We start from the raw sequence: 23865 nt of genomic DNA, 5'->3' as shown, positions 1-23865 counted from the left end.
CGCTTCAATCCGGGGAGCTGCCGCAGGCCAGCGGCAGTGGGCGCGTCACCGATCGGACAGGGCTGGCGTCGGCCGGCACCGGCTGGGACGACAGCCAGCTCGACACGGCCGCCACGTCAGCCACCGACAGGCGCGCCGCAATCGTCGCCATGCAGTCGGGCGCGTGTGCGCGGCGCACCTTGTTGCGCCAGGCGCCGAACTGCGCGTTGATGTAGTCGCGCGGCAGGCCGGCCAGCCCCGGGATCGCGGGCGCCACGCCGGTCAGCTGCTGCCCGTGGCAAGCCATGCAGGCCGGGACCTTGAGCGTGGTGTCGCCGCGGGTGGCGAGCTGGCGTCCGCGTTCAAGCACCGCGGCCGGCACGTCGGCGGGCGTGGGCGCGGGGTAGGGCAGGTGGTCGTTGGCGAAGTAGTCGGCGATCTCGCGCAGGTAGGCGTCGGGCATGTGGTCCACCATCCACGTCATCAAGGGATACTGGCGGCGGCCTTCGCGAAAGTTGACGAGCTGGTTGTACAGGTAGCCGGCCGGCTTGCCCGAAATGCGCGGGAAGTAGCGGTCGGTGCCGGGCGTGCCCTGCGCGTCCTTGCGCGCGTGGCACGAGGTGCAGGCGGCAAGCCGCTGGGCGAGGGTGTCGGGCACCTGCGGGGCGGCGCCGGCGGCGCTGGCCGCGAGCAGGGCTGGCAGCAGGGTGAGTCTGGCTAGCTTTGCGCAAAAGGTCATACGTCGCTTCGGGAACTGTACCGAACGACATCATACCTTGCTTGAATGATCACGCGCGGCAAACCAATGGCTAGCTTCCTCAGCACGTCGTCCCCGGGCTCGGCGCCCCCTCGGCGGGGACCCATAGGCGACACGCGTAGTCGAATCTTCTGCACCGCAGGCCAGCGCGCTCAGCATGGGTCCCCGCCTCCGCGGGGACGACGTGGCTTGCCGAGTTGGTGACTTCGGCGCAGCGGTCCCGTTGGCTCAGGTGTTTTTCAGCTCGCGCCAGCGCCGATACACGCGCAGCGCCACGTGCGCGTCGTCGGCCGCGTACAAGATCTGCTTTTCCGACAGCACCGGCAGCGCCCAGTTGGTGGTGGTGATGCGCTTGGATTTCTGCATGGTCTGCCCAAAGAAGCGCGCCACGGCCGTCTTCGCGCCGATGGTCTGGCGCTTGTTGGCGCGCAGCGCGACTGCCAGGTCGAGCACGTTCTGTGAATCGATCGCGAGCTTGGTGCGCAGCCGCCGCAGGTCGTCCGACAGCCCGAACCCGACCTTGAGCACCGCTTGCGACTCCAGCACCGCGCGCAGGCCGTCGGTGAACACCGGCGCCGTGCGCCCGATCTGGAACAGGTAGGCCACCTCGTCGGTCGCCAGCTGCACCAGGTGCGGCCCGGTCGATTCCTCGCCCTTCTGGAAGGTGGGCTTGGACTCGGTGTCAAAGCCGATCGCGTCCATGGCCAGCAGGGCATCGAACGCGGCAACGGCGTGCTGCGCAGTCTGCACCAGGCGCACGTCGGCCAGCCTGATGCCGTCGTAAGGCGGCAGCAATGCGTCTGGCGACTCGCTCATGCGCGAATCAGTTGCGCGAGAATTTGGAGGCGAGGGCTTGCAGCTTTTGCTGGCGCACGCGCGCCGCTTCCTCGGCAGCCGCGGCCTCGCGCTCGGCGCGCTTGCGTTCGGCCTCTTTCTTGAAGCGCTGCTGCAGCTGCTCCCTGGCGTGCGCGCGGTGGGTGTCGGTGACTTCCGCCCCCGGCTTGCCGTCCAGGTCGTAGCGCACGGTGGCTTTTTCCATCGCCTTCAGGTAGCGCAGCGAGCCGGTGTGGATGCCGAGCGCGGCCCGCATGGCCTTGCGGTTCAGCCCCGGCATGCGTGCCAGCAATTGCTTGTCGATGCCGATTTCCAGCGGCAGGCATTTCTGGAATGCCGGGAACTGCTGTTGCAGCTGTTTGAGCAGAGCGCGCGCAGATGGCGCTTCGGAGGGCGCCGCCGCTGCGGCCGGGGCCGGGGCGGTGGTTGCCTGGGCCTGTTCTGCGGTTGCTTCTTGGGACTCTGCGGCGGTGCTGTTGGTATTCATTGACTTCATGGTAAGAACAAGAACCCGAAGGATAGCATGGCGGCCGCCACAAGTGGCGCGACCGTTGCGTTGACATCGGGTTGGGTCGTTGGGGTAACTGGCGGTGGCGAGACGGGCTCGGCCTGCGTGCCGCCGCGAAATCCTGTATGATCCGCCCCTTGCTTTGCGTGTGGCTTGCGCCAGCGCAGAGAGAACCGGGAGACGGGTCCTGTGCCAGCTATGCGATACGGTTATATCCGATATGGAATATTTCAATTATCGCTAAAGTTTTCCTTGCGGCATAATGGCGTCTGTCTCCTCTATCTCCTTGAGAAATAGACTCAAGCCCGTTTCTATTGACGGGCTTTTTTTCGTTCCGACATGCACACCGCACTCGATCACAGCAAACATCCCACCGTAGGCGCCGGGCCTGCGCCAGCCGGGTCTGGCGACTTCTCGTTGCGACGCAGGAGTGCTTGATATGCGGCCTGTCTGCCCCTAGTTAGGGCGCTTCCCCGAAACAAACGATTGCAACCGAGCTGCAGCGCGCGGCTCAGGTGGATTATTGACCTCGCTGGCGCGCATCCGCCGCGATTGGAGAGTGAAGATGAAAAACCCCGCCAAGACACTGACACTGACGGCGAAGAAGCCGGCGGCCAAGGCCGCGGCGCCGCTGGCGGTGCCGAAAACCGCGACGTCGTATTTCCTCGAGACGGAAGCTGCGGCCAAGGTCACGGTAGTGAAGACGCGTTCGCGCCTGGCGGCAGCCAAGGCGGCGCAGGCGCAGCAGGCCGACGTGGCGGCCCAGCCGGCCGCCATCGAGCAGCCGGTAGTCGAGGCGCAGCCGGTCGTGGCCGAGCAGCAGCCGGCAGTCCAGCCTGCGCCCGCCGAGGCGGCACCGGCGCCGGTCATCGTCAAAAAGCGCGTGTCGCGCCTTGCCGCGCTGAAGGCGGCCGAGGCTGAACCGGGCGAGCCGGAAGCGCCGGCCGCGCCCAAGGCGGCCCGCACCCGCACCGTGGTCAAGCCGGTTGTGCCGGCGGCGACGGCCGGGCAGGGTACGGTCAGCACCACCACCGACGCCAGCGCGCTGTCGGCAATCGACACCTCCGGCTATGTGCTGCCGGGCGTGAAGGTGCCGGGCCGCCGCGGCCGCAAGCCCAGCGAGTTCGTGCCCGAGAACGACGAGATCGCCGCGCTGAACGCGGTCGAGCGCGCCGAGATGAAGGTGGCCTCGCGCCTGCGTGAGCGCAAGCTCAAGGGCGGCGGCCTGTCCAGCATGCTGGACGGGGCCGACGGCGCGAGCGAAGCCGAACTGGAAAAGCGCCGCCTGCAGATCAAGGCGCTGATCAACCTGGGCAAGGAGCGCGGCTACCTGACCCATGCCGAGATCAATGACCACCTGCCCGAGAACATCATCGATCCGGAAGCGATCGAGGGCATCATCGCGACCTTCAACGACATGGGCATCGCGATCTACGAGCGCGCGCCGGAAGCGGAAATGATGCTGCTGTCGGACGCAGTGCCGACCGCCGCCAGCGACGACGAAGTCGAGGCCGCCGCTGCAACCGCGCTGTCGACCGTCGATTCGGAATTCGGCCGCACCACCGACCCGGTGCGCATGTACATGCGTGAAATGGGCGCGGTGGCGCTGCTCACCCGCGAGGGCGAGATCGAGATCGCCAAGCGCATCGAGGACGGCCTGAAGGACATGGTGCAGGCCATCTCCGCCTGCCCGACCACGATTTCGGAGATCATCGCGCTGTCGCACAAGATCGCGGCGGACGAGCTGAAGATCGACGAAGTGGTGGACGGTTTCGTCGATCCCTATGAGGCGGCTGCCGCGCCGGTTGCGGCGTCCGACGATGAGGACGACGAAGACATCGAGGACGTCGAGGAAGAGGAAGACGGCGACGTCGGTGGCGGCGCGGCCGGCTATTCGGCCGAGCAGCTGGCCCAGCTCAAGAAGGGCGCGCTGGAGAAGTTCGCGCTGATCGAAAAGCAGTTCGACAAGATGGGCCACGCATTCAAGAACGACGGCTACGGCTCGGCGGCCTACATGAAGGCGCAGGAGATCATCTCCAACGAACTCTTGGGCATTCGCTTTACCGCCAAGATCGTCGAAAAGCTGTGCGACACGCTGCGCGGCCAGATGGACGAGGTGCGCAGCGTCGAGCGCGCGGTGCTGGACATCTGCGTGAACCGCTGCGGCATGCCGCGTGCGCACTTCATCAAGGTCTTCCCGGGCAACGAGACCGACCTGGAATGGGGCGACCGCGAAGTGGACTGCGCCTACCCGTACAGCGCGGTCCTGTCGCGCAACCTCCCGGCCATCAAGGAGCTGCAGCAGCGCATGATCGACCTGCAGGCGCGCGTGGCGCTGCCGCTGGCCGACCTGCGCAAGATTAACAAGCAAATGGCTGCGGGCGAAAAGCGCGCGCGCCAGGCCAAGCGCGAAATGACGGTGGCCAACCTGCGCCTGGTGATCTCGATCGCGAAGAAGTACATCAACCGCGGCCTGCAGTTCCTGGACCTGATCCAGGAGGGGAACATCGGCCTGCTCAAGGCGGTGGACAAGTTCGAATACCGCCGCGGCTACAAGTTCTCGACCTACGCGACCTGGTGGATCCGCCAGGCGATCACGCGCTCGATCGCGGACATGGCGCGCACCATCCGTGTGCCGGTGCACATGATCGAGACCATCAACAAGATGAACCGCATCTCGCGCCAGATCATGCAGGAAACCGGCACCGAGCCGGACATGGCGACGCTGGCGCAGAAGATGGAGATGCCGGAATCGAAGGTGCGCGAGATCATGAAGATCGCCAAGGAGCCGATTTCGATGGAAACGCCGATGGGCGAGGACGGCGATTCGCAGCTGGGCGACTTCATCGAGGACACCGCGACCCTGGCGCCGCTGGAAGCCGCGATGCACGCCTCGATGCGCACCGTGATCGCCGAGGTGCTCGATTCGCTGACCCCGCGCGAAGCGAAGGTGCTGCGCATGCGCTACGGCGTGGAGATGTCGAACGACCACACGCTGGAAGAGGTGGGCAAGCAGTTCGACGTCACGCGCGAGCGCATTCGCCAGATCGAAGCCAAGGCGATGAGCAAGCTGCGCCAGCCGTCGCGTTCGGACAAGCTCAAGACCTTCCTGCAGAGCCAGTAAGCCTGCGCTTCAAACGCGAAAAACGCGCCAGCCCGCAAGGGTGGCGCGTTTTTTTGTAGGGTGGGCACTCGTGCCCACGCGGTTTGACACGCGACGCGTGCCCGCAGCGTGGGCTCAAGAGCCCACCCTACGAGTCAGTTCAGCGTGACCACCACCACCTGGCTGTCGAAGCTGACCAGGAACTTGTGATTGCCGATGTAGGCGAGCGCGCTGATGGATTGGAACGGCAGGTCAGTCGTGATCTCGACCGGATTGCCGGGCACCGCCGGCCCGAGCACCTTCTTCACCACCTTGTCCGCGCCGTACTTGAAGATCGAATTCCCCGAAATGAAGAACAGGTTGCCCGCATCGTCCGGCGCCAGGTGGTAGCCCGGGATCTTGTTGCCCTGGCTGTCCAACAGGTACGACGCCACCCCTGCCGCCGTGCGCATGGCCAGGCTATCCCCGCTGACCAGGTACAGGTTGCCCGCCGTGTCAAAGCGCAGGTCGTTGGCGCCCCACAGGGCCGGCGCCTTGTTCCTGTCGGCACAGCTCCACTCGCTGCCTGGCACCGTGCTCGCCACGCCCTGCAGGGTGAGGGTGCGCAGCGAGTTGGGCGCGTTGCCGTAGTCGAAATTGCACAGTGTGAAGCCCGAGACTTGGTACCCGTCGCTGACCATCAGGTTGCGGTCCGGCCCTATGGCGATGCCGAGCAGGTTCTGGAACGTCGGCGCATCGCCGTCCTTCTTGTCGGTGGTGCCGGGCCTGCCCGCGACCGTCGTGACCTCGCCCGCCAGCGTCACCTTGCGCACCGTGCTCATTTCCGCCACGTACAGATTGCCGTCGGCGTCCTGGGACATCGCACGGATGTTGTCGAAGCGCGCGGCCGCGCCGGTGCCGTCCGCGTAGCCGCAGTAGCCGCCGGCGCCCGCCAGGGTCGTGACGTTGCGTGCCGGGTCGATCTTGCGGATCGCGCAGTTAGCGGCATCGGCCACGTAATAATTGCCCGCCTTGTCGTAACCAAAGCCGAGGATGTTGCGGAACGCCGCCGCGGCGCCCTTGCCGTCGGCGAAGGTGGGCGGCAGCGTCCACGGCGGGCCGCCGGCGTAGGTGGAGACCTGCTGGTCCGGCGAGAGCTTGCGGATCACGTTGTTGCCGGCATCGGCCAGGAGCAGGTTGCCTGCCTTGTCGAACGCGATGCCGCGCACGCCGCTGAAACGCGCGCTGGCAAGCGGTCCATTGACGAGGCCAGGCATCGTCGCATCCGGGTTGAGGGTCTTGACGTTCCCGGCCGCGTCCACCGTACGGATTGCGGTGCCGGTGAGCGAGTTGTCCGCCACGAACAGCAGACCGTTCGGCCCGTAAGCGATGCCCTGGATCTGGCTGAACCGCGCTTGCGCGGCGTTGCCGTCGATGATGCCGAGCACTTCGGTCCCGCCAATCGTCTGGAGCAGTTTGCCGGAGGCGTCGAAGCGCTTCAGGATCGTGCCGTAGTCGTAGCTGACGCTCATGCCGCCATTGCTGTCGAAGGCGATGCGGTTGTAGTTGGTGTCCTGGACATCCAGGTGCACGGTCTGGACGTTGCCGGCGGGCGTGATCTTGCGAAGCTGGTAGTCACCCACATACAGGTTGCCCGCGCCATCGATCGCCAGTCCTTTGATCGAACTGAAGGTCGCGTCCGCGCCGGGGCCGTCTTGCTGTCCCATGCTGAACGGCTTGCCGGCCAGGGTCGTGACCACGCCCGCCGGCGTGACCTTGCGTACCGTGGTATTGCTTGCCACATAGACGTTGCCGCTGGCATCCACCGCCATGCCGGTGATCGGCTGGAAACTTGCGCCGGGCCCGGTGCCGTCCACCGAGTTCGGGTTGCCGACCGAGCCCGCCAGGGAGCTCACCACGCCGGCGGGCGTGATCTTGCGGATCACTAAGTTGCCGTCTGCAACATACAGATTGCCGTCCTTGTCGAACGCCACCTGGCTGGGGCCGGCAAAGCGCGCGGTTGCCAGTGTACCGTCGGCAAAGCGCAGCGGCTGGTCCGCCTGGCCGGCAATGAGCTCGGCGTGCAACGCTACCGGAGGAGGCGGGGTCACCACCACCGGCGGCTGGACGACAGGGGCGGTCGGCGAGGCGCTGCCGCCACCGCCGCATGCGCTCAACAGAAGGGAGATGGCGCCGCCGAGGGCGCCTGCACGCAGGTACTTGTTCATCAGGCGGGAATGCAAACGGAAAGTCACAATCGACGGATTGTATCTTTCCGTTGCCCCGCTACATGTAACAAATTGTCGGCTGTGGCGGATACCTCCTGGCTAACACGCCGGCCTGGTCACCCCGTATTGCGCAGCCCGGCAGCCACCCCGTTGATGGTCAGGTGGATGCCGCGATGCACGCGCGGGTCGATCTTGTCGGGCTCGCGCGAGAGCGAACGGTGGCGGTGGATCAGCTCGACCTGCAGGTGGTTGAGCGGGTCCAGGTACGCGAACCGGTTCTGGATCGAACGCGCCAGCAGCGGGTTGGAGGCCAGCCGCTCGCCGGTGCCGGTGATCTCGGCCAGGCAGCGCAACGTGGTGCCGTGCTCGCCGGCGATGCGCTTGAAGATGCGCTCGCGCAGCTGCACGTCTGGCACCAGCTCGGAGTAGCGGCGTGCGATCGGCAGGTCGGTCTTGGCCAACACCATGTCCATGTTCGACAGGAGCGTGGCAAAGAACGGCCATTCGCGGTACATCGCGCGCAGCGTCTCCAGCTTGCCTTCGCGCTCGCCTTCGCCCAGCCAGCCGGAGATGGCCGCGCCGAAGCCGTACCAGCCCGGCAGCAGCAGCCGGCACTGGCCCCACGAGAAGCCCCAGGGAATCGCGCGCAGGTCCTCGATGCGGCGCGAGGGCTTGCGCGAGGCCGGGCGCGAGCCGATGTTCAGCTCCGCGATCTCGGCGATCGGCGTGGCGGCAAAGAAGTAGTCGGCAAAGCCCGGCGTCTCGTACACCAGGTCGCGGTAGGCCTGGTAGGCGCGCTCGGACAGCTGCGCCATGACCGACTCGAACATGGCGAGCCGTTCGGCGTGGTCGCTTTCCGGCGGGTGCGGCATCAGCCCCGCTTCCAGCGTGGCCGCCAGCAGCAGTTCGAGGTTGCGGTGCCCGATCTCGGCATTGGAGAACTTGGAGGCGATGATCTCGCCCTGTTCGGTCAGGCGGATCTGGCCGCTCACCGTGCCCGGCGGCTGCGCCAGGATCGCCTGGTAGCTCGGGCCGCCGCCGCGCCCGACCGTGCCGCCGCGGCCGTGGAACAGGCGCAGCTTCACGCCGCGATCCTTGAACAGCTTGACCAGCTTGATCTCGGCCTGGTACAGCTCCCAGTTCGAGGTCAGGAAGCCGCCGTCCTTGTTCGAGTCCGAATAGCCCAGCATGACTTCCTGCAGCCTGCCCTGGTGCTCGACCGTGCGCGCCACCAGCGGCAGCGCCATCCACTCGCCCATGATGTCGGCCGCGCGGCGCAGGTCGGGAATGGTCTCGAACAGCGGGATCACCATCACCTCGGACCTGCCCGCGCCGGGCTTGAACAGGCCGGTCTCCTTCTGCAGCAGCATCACTTCCAGCAAGTCGGACACGGTCTCGGTGTGCGAGATGATGTAGTTGCGGATCGCGCGGTAGCCGTAGCGCTCGCGTATCTCGCGCGCGGCGTGGAAGATGTCGAGCTCGCGGCGCGCGTCGTCCGAATACTGCTCGTACGGCGAATACAGCAGGCGCGGCTGCGCCAGCTCGGCCAGCAGCAGCTTGACCTTGTCGCTTTCGTCGAGTGCCGCGTAGTCGGCCTCGACCCCGGCGCGCTCGAACAGTTCGGCCAGCACGCGCTCGTGCACGTCCGAGCTCTGGCGCATATCGAGCGAGGCCAGGTGAAAGCCGAAGATGCGCGCTGCGCGTAGCAGGCTGGCCAGGCGCGGCTGCACCAGCACCGCGCCGTGGTTGGCAACCAGCGAGTTTTCGATGACCTTGAGCTCGGCGCGGAACTCGCGCGGCTCGCGGTACGGGTCGGCGTGGCCGACTTCCTTGCGCAGGATGTTGGTCGCGCCCAGTTCGCGCGCGGTCGAGGCAAGCCGTGCGTAGATGCCGATCAGCGCGCGGCGATACGGCTCGTCGCTGCGGTGCGGCGAGTGGTCGGGCGAGGACTCGGCCAGCGCCTGCAGTTCCGGGCTCGCTTCCACCAGCAGGGTCGAGGCGGACAGCTCCGCGCCCAGCAGGTGCACCTGCTCAAGGTAATAGTCGAGGATGGTGGTGGACTGGCGCACCAGCGCGCGGCGCATGGTGTCGACGCCCACGTTCGGGTTGCCGTCGCGGTCGCCGCCGATCCAGCTGCCCATCTGCATGTAGGCCGTGTTGTCGAGCCCCTCGGCGGCCTTGCCGTAGTGCGTGCCGATCTCGGCTTCGACGTCGTCGTACAGCGCCGGCAGCTGCGCCAGGAAGGTGGTCTGGTAGTAGGACAGGGCGTTCTCGATCTCGTCCGCCACCGTCAGCTTGTTGTAGCGCAGCATGCGCGTTTGCCACAGGGTCGACACGCGCGCATGCAAGAGCTGCAGGTTGCGCGCGCGTTCCTTGGGCGTGAGCGGCAGGTCGCGCTCGGCCAGCAGGTGCGCGATGTCGTGCTCGGCGTCCAGGATGCTCTTCCTTTGCACCTCGGTCGGGTGCGCGGTCAGCACCGGCGAGATCAAGGCCTCGCGCAGGAAGGATTCAACCGCCTGCTGCGAGACGCCGGCGTCCTTCAGGCGCGCCAGTGCAAAGCCGACGCTGCCTTCCTGCGGGGCCGAGCCGGCGATCAGGTGGGCGCGGCGGCGGCGGATGTGGTGCTGGTCTTCCGCGATGTTGGCCAAATGCGAAAAATACGAGAACGCACGCACCACCGAGATGGTCTGGTTGCGGGTGAGCTTGTGCAGGAGCGCGGTCAATTCCTCCCCGGCACGGGGATCGTCGTCGCGGCGAAAGCGCACGGCGGTCTGGCGAATCGTCTCGACCACGTCGAACACGGCGTCGCCTTCCTGGTCGCGCAGCACGTCGCCAAGCAGGCGGCCGAGCAGGCGGATGTCTTCTTTCAGCGGCGCGTCCTTGTCTGCGCCGGCGGGTGAAACGGGTACGGCTGGTTTGTCCATATCGACCAAAGGTTTAAGGTTGGCGGATGGCTTTTGGCCGGTTTTGCGAAGGTGGCGCGTGCTAAAATTTGTGATCTTATGCACGAGCCTTGGGGTGTCACCAGCCCGGTAAGGCTCAACGACAGTGAAAGAATCCGTTTTGAAAGCACCTGATATGACGAAGCCCATGCCCTCGAAGCTCATTATCGCATCGCGCGAGAGCCGGCTCGCCATGTGGCAGGCCGAGCACGTGCGCGACCGCCTAGCCGCATTATATCCGCAGACCAGCGTCGAAATTCTTGGAATGACGACCCGTGGCGACCAGATCCTGGACCGCGCGCTGTCCAAGGTCGGCGGCAAGGGCCTGTTCGTCAAGGAACTGGAAGTGGCGATGCACGAGGGCCGTGCCGACCTGGCGGTGCACTCGCTGAAGGACGTGCCGATGGAGCTGCCGGAAGGCTTTGCGCTGGCCGCCGTGCTCGAGCGCGAAGACCCGCGCGACGCGTTCGTGTCGAACGACTACGCGAGCCTGGACGAGCTGCCCGAAGGCGCGGTGGTGGGCACCAGCAGCCTGCGCCGCCAGGCGCTGATCGCGGCGCGCTACCCGCACTTGGTCATCAAGCCGCTGCGCGGCAACCTCGACACGCGCCTGGCCAAGCTGGACCGCGGCGACTACGCGGCCATCATCCTGGCCGCCGCCGGCCTGAAGCGCCTTGGCCTGCCCCAGCGCATCCGCGCGCTGCTGCCGCCCGAAATGAGCCTGCCGGCCGCCGGGCAGGGCGCCATGGCGATCGAGATCGTCGCCGGGCCGCGTGCCGACGGCGTGGACATGGTCGCGCTGCTGGCGCCGCTGAACCACGAGGACACGGCGCGCGCCGTCGCGGCCGAGCGCAAGGTGTCCAAGGTGTTCGGCGGCAGCTGCCAGATCCCGCTGGCCGCGCACGCCACCGTGCAGGGCAACGCGCTGCACCTGCGCGCGATGGTCGCCACCCCCGATGGCAAGCGCAGCGCAAGCGCCGAACTGTCCGGCCCGGCCGACAAACCCGAGGTGCTGGGCCAGCGCGTGTCCGAACTGCTGCAGCAGCAGGACGCCGACGCGATCCTGGCGGCCTGCCGGGAGGGCGCCGCGCCCGATGCTTGAGAAGGTTGTCATCACCCGCCCGCGCGCGCAGGCCGAACCGCTGGCACGCGCGGTTGCCGCGCTCGGCCGCGAGCCGGTGGTGCTGCCGCTGCTGGAGATCCAGCCGCTGCCGGATCCGGCGCCGCTCAGGCAGGCGCTGGCGCTGCTGGCCGAATACGACCTGGTGGCGTTCGTGTCGCCCAACGCGATCGAGGCCGCTTTTGCGCACATCGCGGCCTGGCCCCCGGGCGTGCCGGTCGCGGTGGTGGGCGAGGGCAGCCGCGCCGCGCTGGCGCGCCACGGTCTCACCGACGACACCGCCACCATCTACTGCCCGCCATGCGGCCAGCCCAGCGATTCCGAGCACCTGTTGCAGGCGATCGACCTGGCGCGCTTGGCCGGCCGCCGCGTGCTGATCGTGCGCGGCGAAAGCGGGCGCGAGCTGATGCCCGAAGCGTTTGCCGCCGCCGGCGCGCTGGTCACCACCGTGGCCGCCTATCGCCGCGCCACCCCGGCCCTGAGCCCCGAATTGGCCGCGCGCCTGCGGGCACTGCTTGCCAGCACCAACGCTTGGGTCATCACCAGTTCGGAAGCGCTGCGCGGTCTTGCCGCGCTGGTGCGCGAGCTGGACCCAGTTGACGGCGTTGTAAAGTTGCAACAACAACATCTGATCGTGCCGCACGCACGCATCGCGGAGACTGCACGCGCGCTGGGGCTGACACGCCTGACGCAGGCCGCTTCCGGCGACGCGGGCGTGCTTGCCGCGTTACAATCACAAGAATGAACGAACTGCCGAATCTTCCAGAACAAGGCGCGCAGCCGGCCCCGGGCCAGGGCGCTCCCCAGGTGCCGCCAGCAGCCCCGCGCAGCGGGCTGTTCGAGACGCTGCGCCAGCCGCTGCCGGCCGCCGTGAGCGTGCTCGCGGTGCTGCTCGTGGCGCACATGTGGTCCACCCACAGCCGCATCAACAGCATGCGGGCCGACGTCGCGCGCATGCTGCAAAAGGACGAGCAGGTGGCGGCCGAGACGTCGGCGCTGGCGCGCGAGGTGTCCGAGCAGTCCAAGCAGCTGCAGGTGAAGGTGGGCGTGCTGGAGAGCCGCCAGCAGGAAGCGCAGAGCCAGCAGGCCGCGCTCGAGCAGCTGTACCAGGACCTGTCGAAGAATCGCGACGAATGGGCGCTGTCGGAGATCGAGCAGGTGCTCTCGACCGCGAGCCAGCAGCTGCAACTGGCCGGCAACGTGCAGGGCGCGCTGATCGCGCTGTCCAACGCCGACCGCTCGCTGTCGCGCTCGGACAAGCCGCAGTTCATCACGATCCGCCGCGCCATCGCGCACGACATGGAAAAGCTCAAGGCGCTGCCGGCGGTGGACCTGGCGGGCGTGGCGCTGCGGCTGGATAACGTGATCGCCGAGGTCGACAGCCTGCCGCTGCTGTCGGACGAAAAGCCGCTGCTGCCGGCCCCGCCCGCGCCGCGCGCCAAGGCGAGGAAGAACGCCCCGGCCCCGGCCCCGGCGCAACCGCTCACGCTCGGCCAGCGCATGACCGACACCTGGCGCGCGTGGAGCACCGAGATGTGGGACGACATCCGCCAGCTGGTGCGCGTGCGCAGCGTCGAGACGCCGGAAGCGCTGATGCTCTCGCCGACCGAATCGTACTTCGTGCGCGAGAACCTCAAGCTGCGCCTGCTGAACGCGCGGCTGGCGCTGCTGTCGCGTAACGAGAGCGCGTTCCGCGATGACCTGAACACGGCGCAGACCATGCTGCTCAAGTACTTCGACACGCGCGCGCGCAGCACCCAGGCCGCGCAGTCGGCGCTGCGCCAGGTCCAGGCCAACAACCTGACGATCGAAATGCCGACGCTGGCCGACAGCCTGAACGCGGTGCGCAACTACAAAGCCAAATAAGCCATGCGTCTTCTTCTCTGGTTAGTCGTCCTGATGGCCGCGGCGATCGGCGTGGCCGTGACCGCCCGCTTCAACCCCGGCAACGTGGTGTTCTTCTACCCGCCGCACCGGATCGACATGTCGCTCAACCTGTTCGTGGTGCTCACCGTACTGCTGTTCCTGCTGCTGTACTGGCTGGTGCGCGCGATCCGGGCCACGCTGGCCATGCCGCAGCGGGTTGCGGCCTACCGCCAGCGCAAGCGCGAGCGCGAGGGCAACAAGGGCCTGCGCGACGCGCTCAAGGCGCTGTTCGAGGGCCGCTTCGGCCATGCCGAGAAGGCCGCGATGCGCGCCGCCGAGCTGCCCGAGAATGCCGGCCTTGCCGCGCTGATCGGCGCGCGCGCCGCGCACCGCATGCGCGAGCCGGCGCGGCGCGACGCCTGGCTGGCCGGGATCGTGCACGACAACAGCCTCAAGACCGCGCGCCTGATGACGGTGACCGAACTGCGCGTGGACGAGCACCAGCCGGAAGCGGCGCTGGAGGCGGTGTCGGAGTTGAACGCCAGCGGGCAGCGCCACATCCATGCGCTGCAATGGTCGCTCAAGGCCAACCAACAGGCGCGCAACTGGCCCGAGGTGCTGCGGCTGGTGCGCATCCTGGACAAGCGCAAGGCGCTGCACCCGGCGCTGTCGAGCCGCCTGCGCGAGATGGCGTACGAGGCGCTGCTGTCCGAAGGCACGCACGACGCCGAATCGATCCAGCGCGCCTGGGCCAGCGTGCCGCCCGAAGACCGTACCAAGCCCTACGTGGCGCAGCAGGCGGCCAGCGCCTTCAACGCGCGCGGCATGCACGACGAGGCGCGCGCGATCGCCGAAGAGGCGCTCAAGGCCGGCTGGGACGACCGGCTGGTGCGCGCCTATCGCGAGTCGGCCGGGCCGCTTGGTTCGACCACGCTGCTGGCGCAAATCGAGAATTGCGAAGCCTGGATCCACGAGCGCCCGAACGACCCCGAGCTGGCGCTGACCCTTGGTTCGCTGTGCCTGCGCCAGAAGCTGTGGGGCAAGGCCCAGCGCTACCTGGAGCAGGCGCTGTCGGACGTGACCGACCCGGACATGGTGCAGGAAGCGCACCTGAAGCTGGCCCAGATGCACGAGGCGCTGGGACAGGACGCGGAGGCGGCGGCGCACTACCGCCAGTGCGCACTGGCGACCATTCTCTGACGGCAAAGCGCCAATACCGCCGTCGCCCCGGCGCAAGCCGGGGCCCATGCTGAGTGTGCGGTTCGCATACTTAAAACCCGTCGTCCCCGCGCAGGCGGGGACCCATAGGCCGCGTGCCCGCTCGCTCAGCATGGGTCCCCGCCTGCGCGGGGACGACGGTCTTTGAGCAAACTGGGAGTTCGACGCCGCAGAAGTGCACGCTCAGCATGGGTCCCGGCGTTCGCCGGGACGACGGATGGCGCCGCCAGGTGTGGGCATTTCCGCACGCTACTGCCTTGCTGCGGCGCACAAACCCTGTCCGATTCGCTATAATGTCCCACTTACATTGAATCTTCAGCAACCCAAGGAAACCTCATGAGTTTGAACAAAGTTCCGGCCGGCCGCGACGTGCCGAACGACTTCAACGTCATCATCGAAATCCCGATGAATGCCGACCCGATCAAATATGAAGTGGACAAGGAATCCGGCGCCATCTTCGTCGACCGCTTCATGGGCACCGCGATGCACTACCCGTGCAACTACGGTTACGTGCCGCAGACCATCGCCGACGACGGCGACCCGTGCGACGTGCTGGTGATCACCCCGTTCCCGCTGATCCCGGGCGTGGTGGTGCGCTGCCGCGCAGTCGGCGTGCTGAAGATGACCGACGAAGCCGGCGGCGATGCCAAGATCCTGGCAGTCCCGGTCGACAAGATCCTGCCGATCTACAGCCACTGGCAGAAGCCGGAAGACCTGCAGGACCTGCGCCTGCAGCAGATCCAGCACTTCTTCGAGCACTACAAGGACCTCGAGAAGGGCAAGTGGGTCAAGATCGAAGGCTGGGGCGGCCCGGAAGACGCGAAGGCGGAGATCGTCAACGGCGTCGCGGCGTTCAAGGCCAAGCAGAAGTAATCAGCCGTATTCATCGAAAAGGGTCGGTTCCCGCAAGGGTTCCGGCCCTTTTTTCGTGCACTGCCCATCACCAGCCGATGTCGCGCAGCAGCAGGTAGGTCAGGTCGTGCGGCGGCGTGACCTCGTGCGCCAGGTCGCCATTGATGGCGGGCTCCATCAGCTGGTTGGGCTTGGCGTCGGTGGTGTAGTGCGACACCGAGGAACCGGGCGTGAGCGTGGTCGGGGTGTACATCAGGACGCGGTGCTGGGCGTCGGCGCCGGCCAGTTCGTCCGGGTTGATGCCCAGGCTCGCCACCACGCCCGAGCGCGTGCGCGAGCGGTGCTGCAGCACGGCCTTGAGCGTGGCGCCGTCGGCCTGGGTGACGCGCACCGCGGGGATCTTGATCGCCGGGTCCGAGCCGCTCATGCCGGCCAGGTCGCCGGGCTGGTTGTCCGCCACGATCATGCCGATGGCGCCGGCGTCCTGCACCATCTTGGCCTTGACCACGAACGAGCAGGTGCCGCGGTCCACCAAGGCGATATTGCGGCGCACGGCGATCTTGTTGGCGGTCGATAGCGGCGTGCAGGCGGTGCCGGTGCCATCGCCCTGGTCCACCACCGGCATCAGCTGCCCGGTCACGGCTTTGGCCGAGAGCGCGGGGCCGAACGAGGCGTCGCCCACGCTGTAGTTGCCGGCCGCGTCGCCGGCGGCGGGGCCGCTGACGGCCAGGTTCGAGCGCGGCGACAGCGCTTGCGGCACGGCGGCGGTGACGATCGGCCCGTTCCACGACAGGCCGTTGCCGCTGATGGCCGAGGCGGCGCGCTCGGCATCGGTCATCTGGACCCAAGCCTTGTTGCTGCGGTTATCGACCAGGAAGTAGTCCCACACCGAAGGCAGGCCGAGGATTTCTTCGCCGGTGGCGTCGTCGGTGAAGGTCTGGAAGCCCAGGCCGTGGCCCATCTCGTGCAGCAGCACCGTGACCAAGTCGATCTGGTTGCCGAACTTGTTGTCCAGGCCCAGGTAGAAGCCGGAGCCGGGCATGCAGTCGTCGAACAGGCCCAGGCGCGAATTGAAGCGCGCCACGATGTGCGGCTGGTCCGGCGTGGTCACGTCGCTGCCCTGCAGCTTGCTGGCCAGCGCGCTCGGGTACCAGGTCTTGGCCTTGGGCGCGTTGTCGAAGTCGGACCAGATCTCGTTGGCGCCGGCCGAGCCGAGCACTGCGCTGTTGGCGGTGCACGACAGCGGCACGAACGAGGCATCGACGCGGATCGGCACGTTGCTGTTCAGGGTCGCGCCCCAGATGTCGGCGGCGCGCTGGAACGCAATCAGGCGCTGCTGGCCAAGCGTGGTGCCGGTGTTGCCGCCCACCGGCGCCGCCGGGGTTTGGTCGTTGAAGCCCACGCCCGGCTCGTTGGTGTTGATGATGGTGATGGTGGCGCCGGCCTGCGCCGCGCCGATGGCGCAGCAGGACAGGGCCAGCACGGCGCAAGCGCGCCGCAGCAGCAGATCAGCGGTCTTCATGGCGAACCTCCGGTTGATGGCCGGCGCCGGCCGGTTCGGCCAGCGCCTTGTCGGCAGCGTCCGCGCCTTGCACGCAGTGCTGGGCCAGCGTGCCGTCCGGCGCGCGCGACACGACCGAATAGACCAGGCCGCGCTCGCCCAGGCGCAGCGTGCGGCTGCCGTTCGGGTTGGTCTTGACCAGCGAGGACAGCGGCACCTGGGCGCGCAGGCCCACCATCGGCGGCGGCGCCAGCGCCTTCATTTCGGCGGCGGTGGGGGCGCGCATCTGGCCGGTCTGCGGGTCGCGCACGACGACCATCCCGTCCTGCGCGCGCGCCGGCATGTGCATGAGCACCGCGGCGAACAGTGCTGCCAGCGGCAAGGCCGCGAGGAGTTTTTCGTTGGGCATGGCAGGTTCCTCCTGGGTCAATTGGCGTTCTTGCGGCGCAGCAGGGCCAGTGCGCCGAGTCCAAGACTGAGCATGAGCGAGAGCGACGGCTCAGGCACCGCGGTGATCACGCGCACGCTGTCGATGCCGATGTAATTGAGTGCCGCGGCGTCGCCGAAGTAGCGGAAGGCAAAGCGCCCGGCGCCGTCGAACTGGAAGCTGGAACTCACCTGCGTCCAGGTGCGCGGGTATTGCGCCGTCCCGACCGTCGCCAGCAGCGTGGCAAAGTCGGAGGTGTCGGCGCCGCTGCCGGGCGCAAAGCGCACTTCGAGCTTGTCGGCAAAGCCAGGGTCGCTCGCCGTGCGGGTGAAAAAGGAGAAGATGGTGGTGCCGGACAGGTTCAGCACCGGCGTGATGAGCCAGCTGTCCACGCTGCCGCTGCCGTCCTGGGCACTGAGGTAGTTGGCGGCGGCGTACGCGCTGGCAGCGCCCGCCTGGGCAGGGAAAATGCTCGCGTTGCCCTGGAACCAGCCGGCGCCGGCGGGCGCGCTGTTGTTAAGCTGCGTCCAGCCGGGCAGCGCCGTGAGGTCGGAAAAGCCCTCGTTCAGCACCTCGACGCCGGCATGTGCGGCCAGCGGGGCCAGTACGGCAAGCGACAGCGTGGCCGCTGCCAGGTTCTTCAGCATTCTCATGCGCGTCAGCTCCCAGCGAAAGCATTGTTGCCTTCATAATATGTTCGGGGAGATAACGAACATTGATTTTCGTTCAATGTTCAATGCTGAAAACTGTAGCGTGGGCAAGTCCCTTGCCCACGCGTCCAGCCAGAAGAAATGCCGCCCGGGCGGGCGGCGGTGTCAGCCGCGCTTGCGCAGGCGCAGCTTGCCCACGATCCCGACCGGGAAGAAGTACACGGACAGGACGAAGAGCACGCCGAGCCACAGCATCCAGCGGTCCGGGTGCAGCGCCGCGGCCAGCAGCGGCACGCCTTCCAGCGCGCCGGAGGCGTGGGCCATCAGCTCCTTCAGGTAGTTCTGGGCCAGGATGAAGAGGGTGGCGCCGACCACCGCGCCGTACATCGTGCCCATGCCCCCGATCACGACGATCAAGAGGATGTCGGTCATGATCTCGAAGCCGAGCGAAGTCTTGGGACCGACGTAGCGCAGCCACAGCGCCATCAGCGCGCCGGCCAGCGCCGCGACCAGGGCCGCGATCACGTTCGCCCAGATGCGGTAGAACATGGTGCGGTAGCCCAGCGCCTCGGCACGGAACTCGTTCTCGCGGATCGCCTGCAGCACGCGGCCGAACGGCGAGTTCACCACGCGCAGCAGGAACAGGAACAGCAGCAGGCAGCCAAAGAACACCACGTAATAGGTGATCAGCTTGCCGTCGATCGACCTGCCGAATACCTCGTTCTCCATCAGGGTGAAGCCCGGCGAGAGCAGTTCCGGCACGCTGAAGGTCTTGCCGTCTTCGCCGCCGGTCAGGTCCGACAACTGCGAGGCGAGCACGCCGAACGACGCGGCCACCGCGAGCGTGATCATGGCGTAGAAGATGGCGCGCACGCGCAGCGCGAACAGGCCCACCACCAGCGCAAGCGCCAGCGTGAGCACCAGCGCGATCGCAAGGCCGGCGAAGACGTGCGACCAGGTCGGCTCGTCCACGCTGGACAGCGCGATGCCCACGCCGTAGGCGCCGATCCCGTAGAACATCGTGTGGGCGAACGAGACGATGCCGGTGTACCCGAGCAGCAGGTCGTAGGACGCCACCAGCACGATGTACACGCAGATCGTGGCGGCGGTGTTGAGCGGCCGCGCGCCCGACACCAGGAAGGGCGCGCAGGCGAGCGCGGCGAGGATCAGCACCAGCACCAGCGACAGCGCGCGGCTACGGGGCAGGTCGGCGGAAAGAAGCGATTTGAGCATGGGGTCACCGCGATTTCGAATACAGCCCGGCAGGGCGCCAGAGCAGGATGGCGATCATCAGGATGATGTTCGACACCAGCGCCACCTTGGGCGCGAGAAAGCCCGCGTAGTTGGCCACCAGCGCCATGAGCAGCGCGCCGATGAAGCAGCCGCCGATCGAACCGAGCCCGCCGATGATGACGACGATGAAGATCATGACCATGGTGTCGGCACCCATCGAGGCGGTCAGGTTTTCCTTGTACAGCCCCCACATCACGCCGCCCAGGCCCGCGAGCGCCGAGCCGGCCGCGAACACGGCCACGAACAGGCGCCGGATGCGGTAGCCCAGCGCCTCGACCATTTCGCCGTTTTCCACGCCGGCGCGGATCAACAGGCCCAGCTTGGTGCGGTTCAGGACCAGGAAGATTGCCAGGAATACGGCCAGGCCCACCACGACCGCGACCAGCCGGTATTTTTCGATGGCCGCGTCGCCCAGGATCAGCGAGCCGCGCAGCGTGGCCGGCAGCGGCAGCGCGATCTGCTCCGGGCCCCAGATCACGTTGATCAGCTGCTCGGAGACGATCATGCCGCCCATGGTCACCAGGATCTGCTTGAGGTGCTGGCCGTACACCGGCATGATGATCACGCGCTCGAACGCCCAGCCAAGCACGCCGGTGACGAGCATCGCAACGATGAGCGCGAGCCCGAGCGCGCCAAGGTTCGCCGCCAGCGACTCGGCCTCGAGCCAGCCGTGCATCGGCAGCAGGACCATGGTGGCGGCAAACGCGCCGACCGATACGAACGCGCCGTGGCCGAAGTTCAGCACGCTCATGAGGCCGAACACGAGCGTCAGCCCGCTGGCCATAATGAAGATCATCATGCCCATCGCAAGGCCCGCGACGGTCAGGGTGACCCAGGTGGGAAAGCTGCCGACCAGCGGCAGCATGGCCAGCATCAGCGCCGGCACCAGCAGCAGCGGCGCGATGTCGCGCTTGGCCGCGGGCAGCGTCTCTGGCTGGGCAAGGGGAAGGGAAGCACTCATCGATGAAGTCCTATTGGTGCGAATCGAGCGAGAGCCCGAGCAAGCGCGTCTGCAGTTCGTCGTCGCCGGCCAGCTCGCGCATGGAGCCCGCGTGCACCACGCGGCCGTCGTCCATCACGCTCACGGTGTCGCCCAGCGTGCGCACGAAGTTGAAGTTCTGCTCGACCAGCAAAATGGTGGTGTCGGTGTCCTTGAGTTCGCGGAAGGCGGCCATCAGGCTTTGCACGATCGCGGGCGCCAGGCCCTTGGTCGGCTCGTCCACCAGCAGGAGCTTGCGCGGTTCGACGATCGCGCGCGCGATCGCAACCATCTGCTTCTGCCCGCCCGAGAGGTTCCCGGCCGGGTAGTTCCAGAACTTCTTCAGCGCCGGGAAGAAGCCGCAGATCCAGTCCACGCGCGCTGTGTCGAGCGCGCCGCTGCGGGCCGCCAGGTACAGGTTCTCGCGCACGGTGAGTTCCGAGAACACGGCCATGCTTTCGGGGACGTAGGCAATGCCGGCGCGCGCGATGTCGGGCGTGGACATCTTCGTGATGTCCTGGCCGTCGAAGGTGATCTTGCCGCCGCTGGCCTGCCACAGGCCCATGATGGTGCGCAGCGTGGTCGTCTTGCCCGCGCCGTTGCGGCCCAGGAGCACCGACAGGCCGCCGCGCGGCACCACCAGGTCTACGCCCTGCAGGATGTGGTACTGGCCAATGTGGGTGTGCACGCCGGTGAGGGTCAGCAATGGGGCTGCTCCGGCGTCCGCGTGGGCACCAGTGCCCACCCTACGCGTGTTCGGGTGTTCCAAGATAGGCTTCCTGTACGATCTGGGATTGCATCACTTCCTGCGGCTTGCCGTCCGCGACCAGCGTGCCGTTGTGGAGCACGATGATGCGGTCGGCCAGTGCGCGCACCACGTCCATCTTGTGCTCGACCAGCAGCACGGTCTTGTTGGCGTCACGCTTGACCTGGTGGATCAGGTCCAGCACCACCGGTACCTCGTCCACGCTCATGCCGGCGGTCGGCTCGTCGAACATCATGATGGCCGGTTCCAGCGCGAGCAAAATGGCCACTTCCAGCTTGCGCTGGTCGCCGTGCGAGAGCGTGCCGACCATGGTGTCGCGCCGCCCCATCAGGTGGACGCGCTCGAGGTAGTGTTCGGCGCGGGCGATCAGTTCCTTGTTGCTGGACCAGATCGAGAACATGTTCATGCCGGCCCCCGCGCGCGCCTGCACCGCGAGCCGCACGTTCTCCATGACGGACAAGTGCGGGAACAGGTTGGTGAGCTGGAACGCGCGCCCGATGCCAAGGCGCGTGCGCCGCGCCGGACCGTGGCGGGTCACGTCATGGCCGTTGATGAAGACGCTGCCCGAGGTCGCGGGCAGCTGCCCGGACACCAGGTTGAAGTAGGTGGTCTTGCCCGCGCCGTTGGGGCCGACGATGACCGTCAGCGTGCCCGGATAGAAGTCCGCCGTCACTGCGTTCACCGCGACGTGGCCACCGAAGCGGATGGTCAGCTCGCGGGTGGACAGCGACGGCTGCTGTTGCGATTGTGCGGTCATGCGATCAGCGCTTGTTCGTCACCGGCAGCGGCAGTTCCTTGGCCGGGATCTCGCGCACCAGTTCCAGCAGGTCCCATTCGTTCTTCTGGTCCTTCTTGATGCGGAAGTGGTACATCGGCTGCAGCGCCTGGTGGTCTTCCTTGCGGAAGGTCATGGTGCCCTTCGGGGTCTCGAACGACATGCCTTCCATCGCCGTGACCAGCTGCTCGCTGTTGGCGCTCGGGACCTTGGACAGGGCGGTGTACACCGCGCTGGCCGCAGCCATGCCGCCGGCAGTGAACATGTCGGGCGGTGCCTTGTAGCGCTTGGTGTGCTCGGCCACCAGCCAGTCGTTCATCTTATTTTTCGGGAAGCCGTAGTAGTAATAGATCGTGCCTTCGGTGCCGGCGTAGGCCTTCCAGGTCTTCATGACCGGCAGCAGGTTGCCGCCCGGCGCCAGCGCAATGCCGTAGCGTTCCGGCTTCATGTCGGCGATCTTGTTCATCGGGTTGGGGCCGGCCCACACGATCGCCAGCACGCGCGGCTGCGGCTTGTCCTTGAGCGCGTCGAACAGGCGCTGCGACGGCGCGGTGAAGTCGGTGGCGGTAGCCGGCGCGTATTCCTCGTGCACGACGGTGGCCTTGGAGCCGGTAGCGGCCAGTGCCTGCTTGCCGGCCTTGATCGCGTCGCGGCCGAAGGCGTAGTCCTGCGCCAGGAAGCCGATCGAACCGCTCTTGAGCGTGCTGGCTGCGGCCAGCGCGTCCTGCATCGAGTTGCGCGCGGTGCGGAAGATGTACTTGTTCCACTTGGCGCCGGTGATCTCGTCGGCCACCGCCGGTTCCACCACCAGCACCTTCTTGTATTCCTTGGCCACCGGCAGCATGGCCAGCGCCGAGCCGCTCGAGGTGGTGCCCACCGCGATATCGGCCTTGTCGTCGCCGTAGGCTTCGGCCAGCAGGGTGCGGCCCAGGTCCGGCTTGCCCTGGTCGTCCTTGACGATCACCTTGATCTTGCGGCCGTTGATTTCCATCTTGCCGCCGGTGAGGTACTCCAGGCCCATCATGAAGCCGGTCTCGGTCTCCTTGGCGTACGACTCGAGCACGCCGGTCTTGCCGGCGATGAGCGCGATCTTCAGGTCGGGCGCAGCCAGCGCGGAAGCCGAGAACAGGGCGGCGAACGCGCCGGCCAGTGCGAGGCTCAAGGGCTTGGCGAGGGGTGTGGTGCTGTTCATGTGAGTCTCCTAGTGATTTCTTCTTACGCGACCTGCGCCATGAAGTTGCGGATCGCGGCGAGGGCCTCGGGCTCGGTGAGCATCGGCGCGTGGCCGACGTTCGGCACCTCGGCGTAGCGCAGGTCGGGCGCTGCCTTGCGCATCCACGCTGCCTGCTGTTCCTCCACGAGGTCGGACAGCGTGCCGCGAATGAGCAGGGTGGGGCGCTTCTTTGCCAGGCGCTTGAACGCCAGCCGTGCGGCAAGCGAGGTCGGCCTCAGTTTACCCGTTTGCAACGCAATCGCAATATTCGGGTCATAGCGCGCCGCCAGCCGCCCTTCGGCATCCTGCTCGAATGCGCGGCGCGCCCACTTGAGCCATTCGTCATCCGAGTTGTCGGGGAAGGCGCACTGGTTGATGTCCTTGATGTAGTCGGCCGCTTCCTCCCAGGAGGTGAGCGAGGCGGACTTGCCGGTGTAGCCGGCGATGCGCGCCAGGCCCTTGGGCGAGATGACGGGGCCGATGTCGTTGAGGATGGCGCCGGCGATCAGGTCCAGGTTCTTGGCCGCGAGCGTCATCGTGATCAGGCCTCCCATCGAGGTGCCGACGAAGACGGCGCGCGCGATGCCCAGGTCGTGCATCAGCTTCTCGACGTCGCCGGCATACACCAGCGGGCTGTAGTTGTCCGGATTGGGGTCGCGCTGCGAGTGGCCGCGGCCGCGCACGTCCACGGCGATGACACGCCGGCCAAGGCGCGCGATCTCGGGCGCGATCTCGTCGAAGTCGGAAGAATTGCGGGTCAGGCCGTGGATGCAGATGACGGGCAGGTGTGCTGGTCCCGCACTGGCGGCATAGTCGCGGGCGTACAGCGCAAGGCCGTCGGTGCTGGTAAAGGTGATCGGTGTGAAGTTGGACAC

20 protein-coding genes are annotated in these 23865 nt (G+C 67.2%); 6 read left to right on the top strand and 14 right to left on the bottom strand.

Annotated features, from left to right (window positions below):
• Positions 1-4 precede the first annotated feature (4 nt).
• The 3 genes from NX774_RS09915 to NX774_RS09905 all read right to left on the bottom strand — a co-directional run bounded on the left by NX774_RS09915 (position 5) and on the right by NX774_RS09905 (position 2057).
• On the bottom strand, positions 5-718 hold the full coding sequence (locus NX774_RS09915; RefSeq protein ID WP_258822010.1) for a c-type cytochrome: 714 nt from the start codon (positions 716-718) through the stop codon (positions 5-7).
• A 246-nt stretch (positions 719-964) separates the two neighbouring features.
• A complete protein-coding gene (locus NX774_RS09910; protein WP_258822009.1) occupies positions 965-1552 on the bottom strand; it encodes a 3'-5' exonuclease in 588 nt (195 codons plus the stop codon).
• 7 nt (positions 1553-1559) lie between these two features.
• Complete coding sequence (locus NX774_RS09905; RefSeq protein WP_258822008.1) at positions 1560-2057, bottom strand: ProQ/FINO family protein; 498 nt, start codon at positions 2055-2057, stop codon at positions 1560-1562.
• A gap of 586 nt (positions 2058-2643) precedes the next feature.
• Between NX774_RS09905 and rpoD the strand changes: the two genes are divergently transcribed.
• Positions 2644-5202, top strand: a complete 2559-nt coding sequence (gene rpoD / locus NX774_RS09900) for an RNA polymerase sigma factor RpoD (protein WP_258822007.1) — start codon at positions 2644-2646, stop codon at positions 5200-5202.
• 134 nt (positions 5203-5336) lie between these two features.
• On the opposite strand, the gene NX774_RS09895 is transcribed toward rpoD, so the two are convergent.
• Positions 5337-7388, bottom strand: a complete 2052-nt coding sequence (locus tag NX774_RS09895; protein WP_258822006.1) for an NHL repeat-containing protein — start codon at positions 7386-7388, stop codon at positions 5337-5339.
• Between the two features lie 116 nt (positions 7389-7504).
• Positions 7505-10312: a phosphoenolpyruvate carboxylase gene (gene ppc / locus NX774_RS09890; protein WP_258822005.1), complete on the bottom strand. Its 2808-nt coding sequence runs from the start codon at positions 10310-10312 to the stop codon at positions 7505-7507.
• 154 nt (positions 10313-10466) lie between these two features.
• Between ppc and hemC the strand changes: the two genes are divergently transcribed.
• The 5 genes from hemC to ppa all read left to right on the top strand — a co-directional run bounded on the left by hemC (position 10467) and on the right by ppa (position 15407).
• A complete protein-coding gene (hemC, locus tag NX774_RS09885; protein WP_258822004.1) occupies positions 10467-11432 on the top strand; it encodes a hydroxymethylbilane synthase in 966 nt (321 codons plus the stop codon).
• A complete protein-coding gene (locus NX774_RS09880; RefSeq protein WP_258822003.1) occupies positions 11425-12195 on the top strand; it encodes a uroporphyrinogen-III synthase in 771 nt (256 codons plus the stop codon). Before hemC ends, NX774_RS09880 begins: the two co-directional genes overlap by 8 nt.
• Complete coding sequence (locus NX774_RS09875) at positions 12192-13316, top strand: uroporphyrinogen-III C-methyltransferase (RefSeq protein WP_258822002.1); 1125 nt, start codon at positions 12192-12194, stop codon at positions 13314-13316. Before NX774_RS09880 ends, NX774_RS09875 begins: the two co-directional genes overlap by 4 nt.
• 3 nt (positions 13317-13319) lie before the next feature.
• On the top strand, positions 13320-14516 hold the full coding sequence (locus tag NX774_RS09870; protein WP_258822001.1) for a heme biosynthesis protein HemY: 1197 nt from the start codon (positions 13320-13322) through the stop codon (positions 14514-14516).
• A 354-nt stretch (positions 14517-14870) separates the two neighbouring features.
• A complete protein-coding gene (gene ppa / locus NX774_RS09865) occupies positions 14871-15407 on the top strand; it encodes an inorganic diphosphatase (RefSeq protein ID WP_258822000.1) in 537 nt (178 codons plus the stop codon).
• A gap of 67 nt (positions 15408-15474) precedes the next feature.
• Here ppa and NX774_RS09860 read toward each other — a convergent pair whose 3' ends face one another.
• From NX774_RS09860 to NX774_RS09820, 9 genes are all read right to left on the bottom strand, one after another.
• Positions 15475-16908: a PA domain-containing protein gene (locus NX774_RS09860; protein WP_258821999.1), complete on the bottom strand. Its 1434-nt coding sequence runs from the start codon at positions 16906-16908 to the stop codon at positions 15475-15477.
• Positions 16895-17296: a post-PEP-CTERM-1 domain-containing protein gene (locus NX774_RS09855; RefSeq protein ID WP_258821998.1), complete on the bottom strand. Its 402-nt coding sequence runs from the start codon at positions 17294-17296 to the stop codon at positions 16895-16897. The genes NX774_RS09860 and NX774_RS09855 overlap by 14 nt, the downstream gene beginning before the upstream one ends.
• Before the next feature lie 17 nt (positions 17297-17313).
• Entirely contained in the window at positions 17314-17967 is a 654-nt protein-coding gene (locus NX774_RS09850; RefSeq protein WP_258821997.1) for a choice-of-anchor J family PEP-CTERM protein, read from the bottom strand.
• Positions 17968-18129: 162 nt separating this feature from the next.
• Complete coding sequence (locus NX774_RS09845) at positions 18130-19197, bottom strand: branched-chain amino acid ABC transporter permease (RefSeq protein WP_258821996.1); 1068 nt, start codon at positions 19195-19197, stop codon at positions 18130-18132.
• 4 nt (positions 19198-19201) lie between these two features.
• Positions 19202-20218 carry a branched-chain amino acid ABC transporter permease gene (locus tag NX774_RS09840; protein ID WP_258821995.1) on the bottom strand — a complete coding sequence of 339 codons (1017 nt, stop codon included), beginning with the start codon at positions 20216-20218 and terminating at the stop codon, positions 19202-19204.
• 10 nt (positions 20219-20228) lie between these two features.
• Complete coding sequence (locus tag NX774_RS09835) at positions 20229-20942, bottom strand: ABC transporter ATP-binding protein (RefSeq protein WP_258821994.1); 714 nt, start codon at positions 20940-20942, stop codon at positions 20229-20231.
• A gap of 40 nt (positions 20943-20982) precedes the next feature.
• A complete protein-coding gene (locus NX774_RS09830; protein ID WP_258821993.1) occupies positions 20983-21759 on the bottom strand; it encodes an ABC transporter ATP-binding protein in 777 nt (258 codons plus the stop codon).
• Between the two features lie 4 nt (positions 21760-21763).
• Positions 21764-22969 carry a substrate-binding domain-containing protein gene (locus NX774_RS09825; protein WP_258821992.1) on the bottom strand — a complete coding sequence of 402 codons (1206 nt, stop codon included), beginning with the start codon at positions 22967-22969 and terminating at the stop codon, positions 21764-21766.
• Positions 22970-22992: 23 nt separating this feature from the next.
• Entirely contained in the window at positions 22993-23865 is an 873-nt protein-coding gene (locus NX774_RS09820) for an alpha/beta fold hydrolase (RefSeq protein WP_258821991.1), read from the bottom strand.

It is taken from the genome of Massilia agilis (assembly GCF_024756255.1).
Lineage (GTDB): Bacteria > Pseudomonadota > Gammaproteobacteria > Burkholderiales > Burkholderiaceae_D > Telluria > Telluria agilis.
The sequence above is the reverse complement of the archived record's forward strand: the minus strand, read 5'-3'. Positions and strand labels throughout refer to the sequence as shown.